Source organism: Epilithonimonas hispanica, from assembly GCF_003385395.1.
Classification (GTDB): Bacteria; Bacteroidota; Bacteroidia; order Flavobacteriales; family Weeksellaceae; genus Epilithonimonas; species Epilithonimonas hispanica.
The window spans coordinates 1-13,563 of record NZ_QNUG01000057.1; the positions used below are offsets into that span (position 1 = coordinate 1).

A 13,563-nucleotide genomic window follows, 5' to 3' on the forward strand; every position below is an offset into this window, starting at 1 on the left:
AGATAATTTTGGTTTAATTGGTTTGAAATAAAAATTTTCTTTGATGGTTAATTTTCTTAATTCCTTTAAAATAAAATCGTAAATTGCATCTAGGTTATTTATAACGTATTAGATTGATAGTCAATACAATATACGAAATTTTCGTATTATGAGTAACCTTTTTTATAATGCACTACGGGTGAATCTATTTTCCCGATTGAAAAGATGTGCCAGGTTTTAAAACTGAGCTCCAGCAGTTATTATAAATGGAAAAACAGACCGAGTAGCAAGAAATTGCTTTTGAAAGAAAAAGTAAAACAGAAAATCACATCAATATATTTTTCATCAAAACAGCGTTACGGAAGGCCAAGGATTACTTTTGAATTGAATTCATTGGGTTACAATATATCCCGGTCACATTGGCTAAATATATGAAAGAGCTGGGTTTGAAAAGTAAATGAAGCAAGACATTTAAAGTAACTACAAACTCTAAACACAATTATTTGGTGGTAGAAAATGTGTTGGACAGAATTTTATAATCGAAAAACCTGCGCAAGTTTGGGTTTCAGACATCAGTTATATTCAGACCAAAGAAGGATTTTTATACTTAACAACAGTGATTGATTTGTATGACAGGAAAATCATTGGATGGAGTTTAAGCAACGGAATGAGCACCGAAGAGACAAGTCTTGCTGCCTGGAAAATGGCTGTCAAGAACAGAAAAATAGGGGAAGTCTAATTTTTCATAGCGACAGAGGCGTTCAATATGCAAGCAAGAAATTTGCAAATACTTTGGAATTTTATGGACTTACAAGAAGCATGTGCCGCAAAGGAAATTGTTGGGATAATGCTGTGGCGGAGAGTTTTTTCAAATCTTTGAAAACAGAACTTATTTATGGAAACAAGCTCATCAAAAAAGAAAAGATGGAGCTGGAAATATTTGAATACATTGAAATCTGGTACAACAAAAAAAGACGTCACAGTACCTTGAATTATCAAACTATTGAAGAGTTTAACAATCAAAACAAAATTTATAAAAATGTAGCTTAACTTATACTGGAAAATTTTGTTTGCATATCCAATTTTTCATTATCCCTATAAATTATAGTTAGAAATTTGAAATTAATAAATATTGAGATTATTTTTGGATGTTTTAGTTATCTGAAAATCTTTTTAATCACATTTCCGATTTCCATAAAATCATCGTGATTTCCTACCGAACGTTTTTCAGAATTGATTTTGTCAAACTCAGAAAAAGGGAAAATCAGAAGATAATTTTTGTTATTCAGGTATTTGTTTAATAATTCCGGAATCAACCGCATCTGCGGAATATAAGATCTCATTCCTCTTTTTGCCATAAATGCGATAAGCGCTTCATCATCTTTTAGCTGAATTGCTGTTTTTTCACCATCTTTCCAGGTATTCATAATAATAAACTCTGCTTCGATATTGGCTTTCTTAATAATTCGCTGTAAAATATTGATAATTTCTTCCGAGGCATAAAATGTAGTCGTAGCGCCTGAATTTCTCGCAATATTCCATACTCTCAATAAAGCGTGAAAGAAACCTGCTTCTTTATGCGCCTTTTCAGGAATCATTACAGCATATTTTTTTATGGTTGATAGAGGTTGTGCAGCGTGATAAACCAAAACATTCACATCATCACTTTGCAGATAGCCGTTGTATAAATTATAAGCGAAAGAAGGAGAGAAGCCCTTCTCATCTTCTAAACCGATAATCAAATCAGTAATATTTTGTTCTTTGATGACATTATTAACCCCATTAATGACATCATTGTCATATCTTTTTAAAGACTGAACTTTCACATCGGCTGCGGCTGCTGCATCTGTTGCGTTGTGTAAGAGCTTTTCCGCATTTTTTACCGAAGATTCATTTTTATCTTCATTAATGACATTTAAAGCAAATAAATTTTCAGTGTTGGAATGGGCTTTAATCAAAATCCCGAGGTTGACCATTCTTTCAACAGTCCCTTCGTGATTTAAAGCTAAAAGAATATTTTCCTGTTCGTGGCTGTTTCCTGAAACGGTCTCTTCATTATCCTGTTCTGCGATTTTCTGTGCACTCGACATGGAAATAAATGATGAAATCGTACATGAAACAAGTATTAATAAAATACTACCGTTCAAAACGTGTTCATTTAATAATCTGATGGGTTCTCCGGTTTCAGTTTCGGAAAGAATAATGTTGTAACCCACCATTACAGAAGCTAAAGTTGCTGCTGCCGAAGCGGAACTCAAGCCAAAAATAAGTTTTCCTTCATCTTTAGTCAGTCTGAATGTTTTTTGTGTAGTTACTGCCGAAAGATATTTCCCCCCAATGGATGCAACGAGCATAATTCCTGCAACTTCCAGAGTTTCCCAGCTTTTAAAAAATACTTTAAAATCAATCAACATTCCGACGCTAATTAGGAAAAACGGAATGAAAATGGCATTTCCAACAAATTCCACACGGTTCATTAATGAAGAGGTATGCGGAATCAATCTGTTTAAAGCCAAGCCAGCAAAGAATGCTCCGATTATGGCTTCAACACCTGCAAATTCTGCTAAAAGTGCTGCCAGATAAATCATCACTAATACAAAAATATACTGCGAAATTTTATCATCCACTTTTTTGAAAAACCATCTTCCAATTATCGGGAATATGAATAAAACAACCAGTGCAAAAACGATAAATGAAATGGAAAGTTTTAACCAGAATTCTGTTCCGACATCACCTTGAGACATTCCTACAATAATAGCAAGAACCAATAATGCTAAAACATCCGTAATCATCGTTCCTCCAACCGTAATGTTGACTGCTGGATTTTTAGCAATACCTAATTTACTAACTAAAGGATAAGCTATTAAGGTATGTGAGGAAAATAAACTTGCAAAAAGTATCGAAGTCAATACCGAAAAGCCAAGAACATAAACTCCACCGAGATAACCTAAAACAAAAGGAGCAATGAAAGTATATAGCCCAAAAGTTAGACTTTTCCATTTGTTTTTCTTGAAATCTCCCATGTCAATTTCCAGACCTGCAAGAAACATAATGTAGAGCAATCCTGTTGTTCCTGTAACGACAATGCTGCTGTCTCTGGCTAAAACATTGAATCCGTTTGGGCCAATCACTGCTCCGGCAATAATTAATCCCAACAAATGCGGAACTTTGATTTTATTGAGTAAAAGCGGTGCTGCCAAAATAATGATGAGCACCAAAAGAAACTTCAGTACCGGGTCTTCAATCGGAAGACTTAGGTTGTGTATGCTTAGTAAAGTCATTTGTGTTATTTTTTAGAACGTACCAATTCTACGGAGAATTTTGCCATACAGTTATCAACGGCAATGGTTCTTACTCCTTTCATCTTTGTGTCTGAAATATCATTCAGAAGAACATTCATATCTACTTGTTTTTTTGCGGTAGAATCTGTTTTAAAATTCAACTTGACTTCGTTATTCTCAAACTTTCCTGAGTATAACCGTACCAGATTATTGTTATTAATGATTTTACTGAAAAGCTGTAGAGAATCGCTGGCAAATTCCCAAGTATCTGTCCGTTGGTCACCAACCACATAATCACTGCAGTTAGATTCTGTACAGATTACTTTTCCAATCCAGAAACCTGCAATTTCATCTGGCCATTTGATGATTTTAATGGAGTCTGAATGTTGTTTGCTGAAAATACTGTCTCTCATTTTAAGCAAAGATTGGTATTCTGCTTCCTTTTGTGCGAATGTTTTTTCTTTATCCAATAGCTGTTGTTCCCGCAAGGCCAGGTCATTTGCTTTGTCTTTCTTATCACAGTTTATAAGAAATAATAAGAGGAAAATTAAAAGTATTGGATTTTTCATAGAGCTAAGTTGTAGCCTAAATATAAGAAAAATTTAAACCAAAATCCAAGCTTACGCAGTGAGAATAATTTAAGTTAGAAGGCGGACTAATAAAAAATGAGTAAGAAAACATGATATTTGAATATACCAACAAATATCTTGCTTCCAAAAATTAGGTATCGATGTGCTTTAATATACCAAGAAAGTCCTAATGATTTGCAAGAATTATCATTTACTGAAAATTATTATTTTTTTGTATTTTGAACTTAAATTTAATAAAACAAAAAAGATATTAATCTAACCAAAAGCAAAAAAAACCAATTTGGATTAAATTGGAACTATTTTTGGCGTTTGTGAACTCGACAGAACTCTATCAAAACCATTTATTAGCAGATATAGACAATATTTTGAAGGTGCTAAATGACATTTACCAACTTCACTGTAGTTGCCACTTCCAAAGCCTGAGTTTCCGTATTTGCTGGGTGCTCCAACTACTGAACTGGTATCGTGAATAACAGTGGCACTCCATAAACCAAACTGGGTCTGAGACAAATTCAATGCGTGATCGATCATTGGGAAAAAGAATAATGCAATTGAATTAAGGATGAAAACCGTACCCAACGCTACAGAAATCTGCTTTTCTTCGGCTTTGATAACCGGTGAAATGGCTGTAATGGCACTGCCTCCACAGATAACGGTTCCTGCAGAAATCAGATAGGAACTCTTTTTGTCAATTTTGAGGAATTTTCCCATCAAATATCCGATCACCAAAGTTCCTATGATGGAAACTATGGTAAAAACAATTCCTTCCTTGCCCGCTTTTATTGCGCTGGTTACATTCATTCCAAAGCCTAATCCTACGACTGAGATCTGCAAAAGAATATGCGTTGCCTTGTGGTTAAGATGGAGATAAGGATGGCCGATGAACTGTGCAACAATCAGCCCCAAAAGCAATGCAATAGAGGGCGATACAAAAGGAGAAAGACATAACACAACGAGTATGAAAAAAATAACTTATCTGGTTGTTATACTTTTTTCTAAGAATCTTCGTAAAGACTTTTTTTCTGTATTATTTTGATGATCTTGCATAATGATTCTTTAATTTTATAGTACAAAATTCATCAAATCATCATTAGAAAAGAAATCAAAATAAATAATCTTCCATTACTTAAAGTTATAGTTAAGTGCAAATCTTATAAATAGATCGGAAAGATTTTCGCTGTCGCCTTGTATTAGAATGAAATTGAATTCCCTCTCGATAGTAAGCTCTTTCACATCAATAACTGCACATTCGTTATTTTTAAGTTCTTTAAAAATAGCATATATGGAAAGAAAAGCCAAAGCTTCAGAATTGAGTAAATACATTTTGATGCTTTCCGAACTATCCAACTGCATTTCTAAATTGAGATCACTTATTTTTATACCTGACTGCTTGAGGGCATGTGCAATGACTTCAAGTGTCCCAGAACCCGGCTCGCGTAAAAGAAAAATATACTTTATTAGATCATCTACTTTTACAGATGATTTTTTTGATAGAGGATGTCCTGATTTTCCAACCAATACCAATTCATCTTTAACGAATGGAGTATATTTAAATATTGTATTTCTTGATTTTCCTTCGATAATTCCAAGGTCGATATTTTTATTTTGCAAAGCTTGCTCAATCTGTTCTGTGTTTCCGGTAACCAACTGTACTTTTATATTGTCGAACTTGTGATGAAAAGCCGCCAACATAGGTGGCAACAGATATTGTGCAGCCGTTGTAATTGCACCAATAATCAGCGTTCCTGATTTGTTTTGAGTAAAAGCATTCAGTTCAAATTCCAAATTTTGGTAGATGGAAAATACCTGTTCCTCATACTGAAGTAAAGTTTCGCCGGCTGGCTTTAGTTTTATTTTTGTTCCGTTTCTGTCAAAAAGTTTAACCTTGAAATGGTGTTCAATCTCTTTGATATTCTTCGTAATTGCAGGCTGATGTACAGTTTTTCCGCAGCTTTGGTAAAGTTGAGCCTTTTGGCTACGGTAAAAAATACTTTCAATCTGAAATCGAACATCTGCTATTTATTTTCTTTTAAATGTACAAAATAAAAAATTCTGAATCGTATCAAAAGGAATAGAATGGTCAATATATTGAAAACTAATTTGCTTAAAAAAGTATCGTTCAGTGATTTGTTTGTATATTGTTTTATTTCTGGTCCGCGCTAGATTTGATGGGATCTTTATCTGATAAAGTTCCCAGAATTTCAAAGATATTAAGCCTTTCAAAATTCTGAAAGGCTTAGATTTTAATCATCTTAATAAACAATTGAAATTCCAGCTCCCCAACCCATATCGCTATCATAGTGAGCTCGAATGCCGATATTTTTGTTAATGATATATTTGAGTTCTCCCATATATTCTTTGTCGGTATTCACCATAAATCCTCCTCTCAATCTCTTGGAAATCGGAATGTCTTCACGCATCAATGCCAATCTTACAATACCGTCGTGATACACTTCTGCCTGAAAGTTGACCAGCATCGGTAACGTGTACATTACCCCCAAACTAAAGGCTCTGCGGGTATCTTTTTCATTGCTTTGGCCAAACAGGTTTTTTTCCTGCTGATCCATTCCCATTTTACGGTATCGCCAGTCGAATCCGATAAAAGGCATCAGCCACTGCATTTTTCCGATGTATCTGCCGAGATGGGTTTCCACTTCATAACCGTGCATACTGTTATAGCCCAATCGCCATTCTGTACCTAAGCTCCATCTTGCATTTTGCAACATTGCCTGTCCGTCATTTCCGTTAGTGGCAAAATCATTTTCTGCCATAAAATGGGGCATATTGCTTTCTCTTTGCAGCATATTGTAGGCTTGTTTCTTGTCCGGCAAATTTGGATTTTGATAATCACCAACGGCAAAAACTCGGTTCATTCCCGACATCATATGATAAAGAATATGACAGTGGAAAAACCAGTCTCCTTCCTCATTTGCAAGGAATTCAATGGTATCGGTTTCCATTGGCATAATATCCAAAACATTTTTTAGCGGCGATTTTTCTCCTTTTCCATTAATAACCCTGAAATCAAAGCCGTGAAGGTGCATCGGATGGCGCATCATCGAATTATTATAAATGGTAATACGTAAAATTTCCCCTTTTTTTATAGGAATTTTATCCGTTTCAGAAAGGATTTTATTATCCATACTCCAAACATAGCGGTTCATATTTCCGGTTAGGGTAAATTTCAATTCCTTTACTGGCGCATCTTTAGGCAATGTCGTATTGTATGGAGATTGCAACATAGAGTAATTAAGCGTTGTAATGTCTCCCAAAGCATTGGCGTTATATCGATTCGGGTCGTCGTCCATCTTCATTCCGGATTTCATATCCATAGTATGTTGGCTGTGGTCTTGTGACTTTCCGGTTTTTCCAGTAATTTCGGGATACATCACAACGTTCATATCCATTTTGTTTAGGCTCATTTTCATTCCCATATCATCCAGGTCGCCGTTCATTTTCATCATACCGTTCATCATTTTCATTCCTTCAAAATATTTGAGGCGGGGAAGTGGGGAGATCAACTGTTTGATACCGTTACCCACAAAATAACTTGCAGACTGCGTTCTGTCTTCGGTTGTTGCCAAAAATTCATAAGCCACGCCATCAGCAGGAATCGTAACGACCACATCATAGGTTTCAGAAACCCCAATAATTAATCGGTCAACATCTACAGGTTCTACATCGTTTCCGTCGTTGGCGACTACCGTAATCTTTCCACCTGCATAACGCAACCAGAAATACGAAGAAGCTCCACCGTTGGATATTCTTAACCTGACTTTATCGCCTGCTTTCAATGATTTGCCATCGATGGTTTTTAAATCAGTAACATTATTACCATTCATTAATACTTTGTCATAATAAACATCACTGACATCCATCGCCAACATACGTTTCCATTCGTTTTTAAGTTTGGTTTTAAAATAACCTTCACGAATCGCTTCTGCATAAGATTGTGTCGCATTCTTCTTAATCGCAGCCCAGTCATTCGCATTATGCAGCATTCTGTCAACGTTTTTGGGGTTGAGATTGGTCCATTCGCTTAAAACAATGGGAACTTCGGGTAAATCATCTATTCCTTTTCTAAACGTTTTATCATCTGTTCTTTTCTTCATCACAAAGTTTCCATACATCCCAATCTGCTCCTGCAATCCCGAATGTGAATGATACCAGTGCGTTCCATTTTGTTTGATGGGAAAACGATAGGTGTACGTTGCACCCGGAGCGATAGGTTTTTGGGTAAGCCAGGGAACTCCGTCTTCTTTATTGGGCAGAAAAACACCGTGCCAATGAAGAGAAGTGCTTTCTTTCAACTGATTGTGAACAACAATTTCTGCGATGTCACCTTCAGTAAACGTAAGTGTAGGCATTGGAATTTGTCCGTTCACGGCAATGGCTCTTTTTTCTTTACCGGCATAATTGACCAAAGTATCTTTAATAAACAACTCATAGCGTACCACTTTCTGTGCGAAAACACATTGTGAAAACAGCAAAAGGAAAATTGCTTTGACCAACCGTGAAAAATTATTTTTAAGTATAATCATCTTTCTGTTATTTTAAAGTTTCGACCGTACTTCCACAAGTCAACATCTGCGAACCGTAATATGGATTTTTAACAGCTTCTTCTTTGCTTAACCAATTAGCGCCTTTACCATTGTTAAACATTGGACAATGTTGATAATAGACTGGAGTATCCTGTTTTGTAACTTTCATTACTTTATACATATTATCAGAAAGCGAGGTGAAATGGTCTCTCTGATGTATAGTATCTTTTGTATCTGAAATATGTTCTGCATCAAACGAAAGTTCTTTCATTACGTTCATCCAAACGGTATGTTCTTCAGTTGACAACTTTGCCATATCAACACTTTGTATAGCTTTTGTCAAAACTAAAGCTTTAGTGGATGCACTCGGTCCATCGGATTTTATCAGCGCATCTTTCAGAGAGAAATAGTTTTCAAATACTGATTTTAATGGAGATTGATTTTGTTGTTTTGAATTTGTCATATTCATTTCGTTATGGTTATGATTACCGTGTTCAGATTTCTTAGCGATATCAGCATTATTAACCATTGCAACAGGTTTGAGTTCGCGTTTGTATTGGCAACATTCAGGAAGTTTTGCATAAACATCATCCGGAGCTAAAAATTTTTCGCTGTCATAACCGGCTAATGCAATACGTTTCAAAATTTCATCCTGATTGGTTTTCTTTTCATCATAATTAAGCGTTGCTATTTTTGTGTCTTTGTTCCAATCTACTTGGGCTACATTTTTTAGATTTCCCGCTTTCTCTATGTTCGATTTACACATATCGCAGTTGCCATAGATTTTGATGGTTTCTGTTTTTGATTTTTTAATTTGAGCGAATATGTTGATTGATGATAGCAATACCGTGATTACCATCAATATTTTTGATATTGATTTCATAATAATTATATTTTGAGAAATAGATTTTTCCGCATCCATTTCTGATTAAATTTAAAATTGATTTTATGTAATTAAACCAAAATGAAGTTCGGTTTTTACGAGACGGAATTATGGCTGTTAGCCAATGTTTTTTAACCTATTTTTGGTGGTTGCCAAATAGAGTAGTGTTCTAAAGAATAATAGGATCGTGTGAATTCAAACTGATGTTTTTCAATGACATCAAAAGAAGTATTTACTTTCAACTCAGTTGGTAGGAAAAGGCTGAATGACGAGTTGCCACATCTACAAGAGCTGTCTTTGCATTTGCCATTACAATTATTTTCACTGTGATGATCTTCGCAAGATTTGGTTTTGCAGCAATCTTTTTTCTCAGTTTTTTTGAAATGTTTTTTTGAAGATTTGTGGTGCTCAGTTTTAATTGAAATTTTTGAACAGGCGTAACTTAAGTTGGGAGTCAAGAGAAATCCCAAGAATAAAAATAGAATAAAAGTGATATGTCTGCTCCAATTTTTCACTTTGACAAATTTATGAATTTATTTTTTTGTGATTATTAAATACAAACTGTAAAATTTATGCAAAGTTAAAATTGAATTTGGAAGAATTTCTGAATTTTGTAACTCTGTGTTGAATTGTTGAGAAAACTATCATGTATTAGAAATTAATTTCGCAAGCTAAAATCAAATGGAAAAATCAATTTTAGAATCTGAATTTAATTCGTCATCAGAACTGATGGAAAAACTTTACGAAAGTGGAGTTACAAAAAGCTTAATGAGGATGATATTATTTTGAAGGAAAACTCTTCAATACGCTCTATTCCGATTGTAATGAAGGGGATGATGAAAGTGATGCGGACGGAAGAAGATGGGAGAGAGATTCTTCTATACTACATATAAGCTGGCGAAAGTTGCATTATGTCTTTTCTTGGCGGAATGCATAACGAAAAAAGCATTATAAAAGCAAAGGTGGAAGAAGATACCGAAATTCTTTTCCTAATTGCTTTAATGAAAACGGAGATTTTGGTGTTGCCGAAACACAAAATAATTCAGTAAAAGTTCAGCTGAAATCAGGAGAATCTTTAATTTTAAAAACTTCAGAGACTCAACATAATTCGATTTCAAAATGGAAGTATATTGAAAAAACCAAGCTCCAATTGTTTTAAACCAACCTTGGCAGCTTACTTTCAAAGAAGGCAGGCCCGAAATTCCGAAACCAAAAACTTTAAACAAACTTCAACCTTGGACAAACTTCACAGAAGATTCATCAACACAAAGTTTTTCAGGAATTGGAGTTTACACGACTTCATTTAAATTAAAGAAAAAAGCAGACGATTTTGTACTGAAATTCGACAAATTGTATGAAAGTGCAAAAGTCATCATCAACGGGCAAGATGCAGGAATTGTGTGGAGCCTTCCGTATGAAATCAACGTTGGAAAATATTTGAAAAAAGGAAAACTACCATTCAGATTGAAGTTTCCAACCTGATGGCCAACCGAATCCGTTATATGGATCAAAATAAAATTCAATGGCGAAATTACCACGAAATTAATTTTGTAAACATCGATTACAAACCATTCGACGCTTCCAACTGGAAAGTACAACCTTCAGGTTTGGATGGCGAAATCCAATTAATTCCTGTATATTTCTCAAAATAATTTTAATGACAGTCTGCAATTAACAATCTTTGTTTTCTTATTTAAGTGAAACTCCTTTGCAACTTAAAAACAGTTAGTAGTTTAAAAAACTTTGCTGACTTTGCGTTAAAAAATTTAGAGAAACAGGTCAAATAAATAGAAATAAAATTATGAAGCAGATCATAGTAAAAACATTAGCATTAGGAACGCTCCTTACATTCGGATTTTCCAATGCATAAAACAAACCGAAAGTCGTTTTAGACAATTTTTTCAACAACGAAAAAAAGGAAAATAAAGAAACCAAAGTTCTGGAATCTTGGCATTACACGTGGAACGATACTTTCAACGGTGGCTTTTCAATGCTGGGAGAACTTTTCCAGAAAGAAGGTGCAGAAATCAGTACTTTGACGACTGCTCTTTCCAAAAAAGATTTGAAAAATGCCAACATCTACATCATCGTTGATGCCGATATCGACAAAGAAGCGTACGGAGGAAAAGCAATCTTATCGATGCCAATTCAATCAAAAACCTTGTAGATTGGGTAAAAAAAGGTGGTGTTTTGGTTTTGATGAGCAACGACAACGGAAATTCTGAGTTTACAGAATTCAATAAACTGGCAGAAAAATTCGGAATCCATTTCAATCGACGACAGCATCAACAGGTTGAAAGGTCGAGAGTTTGAAAAGGGTGCTGTATATGTACAACCGGGCAATGAGGTGTTTTCTGAACTTAAATTATATATGAAAGAAGTGAGTACCATAACGGCAAAAGCACCTGCGAAACCATTTTTGTATGCACAGAATCAGGTAATTGGCGCCATTGCAAAGGTTGGAAAAGGAACCGTTTTCGCTTTGGGCGACCCATGGTGTTACAACGAATATATCGATGGGAAGAAGCTTACGGAAGATTTTTCCAATTATGAAGGTACGGTAGAATGGGTAAAGTGGTTGCTGAAGCAGATTTCTGAGAAATAAACCAATCTGTGCAATCGGTTGAACCGTCATCCTATGTTTGTATAAAGGATTAACTTAGAAGTTTAACAGAAAGGAAAGGGTAAAGAAAAAAGCTATTAATCGTCATTAGTCTTCGAGACCGTTCGCAATGAAAGTTCCTTTACCCTTACTACAAAAACTTGGACAGATCATTAGGTTATAAAGCCTGCATTAAGGATAGATAAGTTCCTGTAGTTATTTCCTTTAATAAAAACTTTTGTATGGGTAAATTTATAGGAATTGACATTAGCAAGCAAACTTTTGATGTGTGTTTTTTGAATAACGGAAAATGGATACATCAAGTTTTTGAGAACAAAACGACAGGATTTAAAAAACTACAGAAAATCCTGAGCACAGAAGATTGGGCAGTAATGGAAGCCTCAGGCACTTATTATCTTCCCTTAGCTGAGTATTTACATGGCATTGGGATCAAGGTAAGCGTAGTAAATCCTTTGGTTATTAAAAGATTTTCCCAAACGAATCTTTACAGAGCCAAAACCGATAAGAAAGATGCCAAAACTATTGCCGAATATGCAGAGAAATACGAGTTGAAAAAATGGAATCCTGAGAGTGAAAATGCGAAAAAGTTGCGACAACTGTACACAAGAATAGAAATGCTGGAGAAGCAAATACATCAGAACAATAGCCAATTGGAAGCCTTTTTAGCAAGCGGTTTTTTGGACAAATCCCTTAAATCTGAAATAAAAATGACCATTAAATATTTGGGAAATAAAAAGCTCAAATTAGAAAACGAAATGGATAAAATCTCTGTTGAGCAATACTCAGAAACGATGGTCAATTTACAGACGATTCCGGGAGTAGGAAAACAGACAGCAATGATGATGTGCCTGATAACAGGAAACTTTGAAAACTTTGACAATTACAAACAATTAGTAGCTTTCGTGGGATTCAGCCCCAGAATTTATCAAAGTGGGACAAGTGTAAAAGGTAAAGGTCACATTTGTAAGATGGGAAAATCCCAAGTACGCAAGTTGCTGTATTTGTGCAGCTGGAGCGCAAAGCGATGGAATAAACGCTGTAAAGAAATGTATGAAAGATTAAAAGCTAAAGGAAAACCCGAAAAAGTAATCAAAATAGCAATAGCCAATAAACTCATCAAACAAATCTTCGCAATAGCAAAAAGTAAACAAAAATATCAGATAAATTTTAATTAAATAATTTGGAAATAAACACAGATCATTGCGAGGAGGAACGACGAAGCAATCCGTTGAATTAGTGTAATTTTTCTTCAACAGATTGCTTCGTCCCTCGCAATGAGGATTTCCGCTCAAGTCGGGCTGCGAGAGATTCGATACAACAATCCTTGTCAAGGTTTTGAACCTTGACAAGGATTAGAATCAAGAAGGATGTAAATCGTAAGCAAAAAGTAGACATTATGTAGTTGGCTTGGATACATCCAAAAGAACATCTAAAAGACAGTGGAACAGCATTCCGGAAGAACAAAAAGATTTGGTAGTAGTATACAAAATGTCCAATTTAGTTTGAAGACGTACATTTTTTAATAAAATAAATATCAGGAAAATTTATAATATTATTTTTTGATGAGTTATTTAATTGTAAATGAGTTATATATTGTGATTCAAATCATAAAAAATTTAAACAATATTTCATTATGTAATTTGAAATGATGATAAGTTTTGGCAGA

Annotated in this window: 13 protein-coding genes and 3 pseudogenes; 8 read left to right on the forward strand and 8 right to left on the reverse strand. The window is 34.8% G+C overall.

The annotated features are described in order from the left end of the window. Positions 1–102: pseudogene (locus tag DRF58_RS19275) on the reverse strand (IS982 family transposase); the annotation flags it as partial. 457 nt (positions 103–559) lie between these two features. Between DRF58_RS19275 and DRF58_RS19195 the strand changes: the two are divergent. Then, positions 560–759: pseudogene (locus DRF58_RS19195) on the forward strand (DDE-type integrase/transposase/recombinase); the annotation flags it as partial. A gap of 12 nt (positions 760–771) precedes the next feature. Further along, a complete protein-coding gene (locus tag DRF58_RS19200) occupies positions 772–1,029 on the forward strand; it encodes an IS3 family transposase (protein WP_379883837.1) in 258 nt (85 codons plus the stop codon). Between the two features lie 107 nt (positions 1,030–1,136). Here DRF58_RS19200 and DRF58_RS16400 read toward each other — a convergent pair whose 3' ends face one another. The 7 genes and pseudogenes from DRF58_RS16400 to DRF58_RS16425 all read right to left on the reverse strand — a co-directional run bounded on the left by DRF58_RS16400 (position 1,137) and on the right by DRF58_RS16425 (position 9,274). Beyond that, positions 1,137–3,260 (reverse strand): cation:proton antiporter, encoded by a 2,124-nt coding sequence (locus DRF58_RS16400; RefSeq protein ID WP_116036958.1) that lies wholly within the window; start codon positions 3,258–3,260, stop codon positions 1,137–1,139. Positions 3,261–3,265: 5 nt separating this feature from the next. Then, positions 3,266–3,730, reverse strand: a complete 465-nt coding sequence (locus DRF58_RS16405; RefSeq protein ID WP_245955537.1) for a hypothetical protein — start codon at positions 3,728–3,730, stop codon at positions 3,266–3,268. Positions 3,731–4,135: 405 nt separating this feature from the next. Continuing rightward, positions 4,136–4,801, reverse strand: coding sequence for a YeiH family protein (locus DRF58_RS16410; RefSeq protein WP_317124874.1), 666 nt, complete (start codon positions 4,799–4,801; stop codon positions 4,136–4,138). A 171-nt stretch (positions 4,802–4,972) separates the two neighbouring features. Beyond that, a complete protein-coding gene (locus DRF58_RS16415; protein WP_317124875.1) occupies positions 4,973–5,635 on the reverse strand; it encodes a LysR substrate-binding domain-containing protein in 663 nt (220 codons plus the stop codon). Between the two features lie 96 nt (positions 5,636–5,731). Further along, positions 5,732–5,869, reverse strand: a pseudogene (locus tag DRF58_RS19205) (hypothetical protein); the annotation flags it as partial. Positions 5,870–6,102: 233 nt separating this feature from the next. Continuing rightward, positions 6,103–8,391 carry a multicopper oxidase domain-containing protein gene (locus DRF58_RS16420; RefSeq protein ID WP_116036961.1) on the reverse strand — a complete coding sequence of 763 codons (2,289 nt, stop codon included), beginning with the start codon at positions 8,389–8,391 and terminating at the stop codon, positions 6,103–6,105. A gap of 7 nt (positions 8,392–8,398) precedes the next feature. Continuing rightward, entirely contained in the window at positions 8,399–9,274 is an 876-nt protein-coding gene (locus DRF58_RS16425) for a DUF3347 domain-containing protein (RefSeq protein WP_116036968.1), read from the reverse strand. 911 nt (positions 9,275–10,185) lie between these two features. On the opposite strand from DRF58_RS16425, the gene DRF58_RS19280 reads away from it, so the two are divergent. From DRF58_RS19280 to DRF58_RS16450, 6 genes are all read left to right on the forward strand, one after another. Beyond that, positions 10,186–10,323, forward strand: coding sequence for a hypothetical protein (locus DRF58_RS19280; RefSeq protein ID WP_206605237.1), 138 nt, complete (start codon positions 10,186–10,188; stop codon positions 10,321–10,323). Between the two features lie 151 nt (positions 10,324–10,474). Further along, positions 10,475–10,756, forward strand: a complete 282-nt coding sequence (locus DRF58_RS19215) for a glycosylhydrolase-like jelly roll fold domain-containing protein (protein WP_394338501.1) — start codon at positions 10,475–10,477, stop codon at positions 10,754–10,756. A gap of 20 nt (positions 10,757–10,776) precedes the next feature. Beyond that, positions 10,777–10,926 (forward strand): hypothetical protein, encoded by a 150-nt coding sequence (locus DRF58_RS18565; RefSeq protein ID WP_185144551.1) that lies wholly within the window; start codon positions 10,777–10,779, stop codon positions 10,924–10,926. Between the two features lie 338 nt (positions 10,927–11,264). Then, entirely contained in the window at positions 11,265–11,441 is a 177-nt protein-coding gene (locus DRF58_RS18420; protein ID WP_157966746.1) for a hypothetical protein, read from the forward strand. A gap of 204 nt (positions 11,442–11,645) precedes the next feature. Then, on the forward strand, positions 11,646–11,879 hold the full coding sequence (locus DRF58_RS16445; protein WP_116036965.1) for a hypothetical protein: 234 nt from the start codon (positions 11,646–11,648) through the stop codon (positions 11,877–11,879). A 239-nt stretch (positions 11,880–12,118) separates the two neighbouring features. Continuing rightward, positions 12,119–13,072 carry an IS110 family RNA-guided transposase gene (locus DRF58_RS16450; protein ID WP_116036967.1) on the forward strand — a complete coding sequence of 318 codons (954 nt, stop codon included), beginning with the start codon at positions 12,119–12,121 and terminating at the stop codon, positions 13,070–13,072. Positions 13,073–13,563 lie beyond the last annotated feature (491 nt).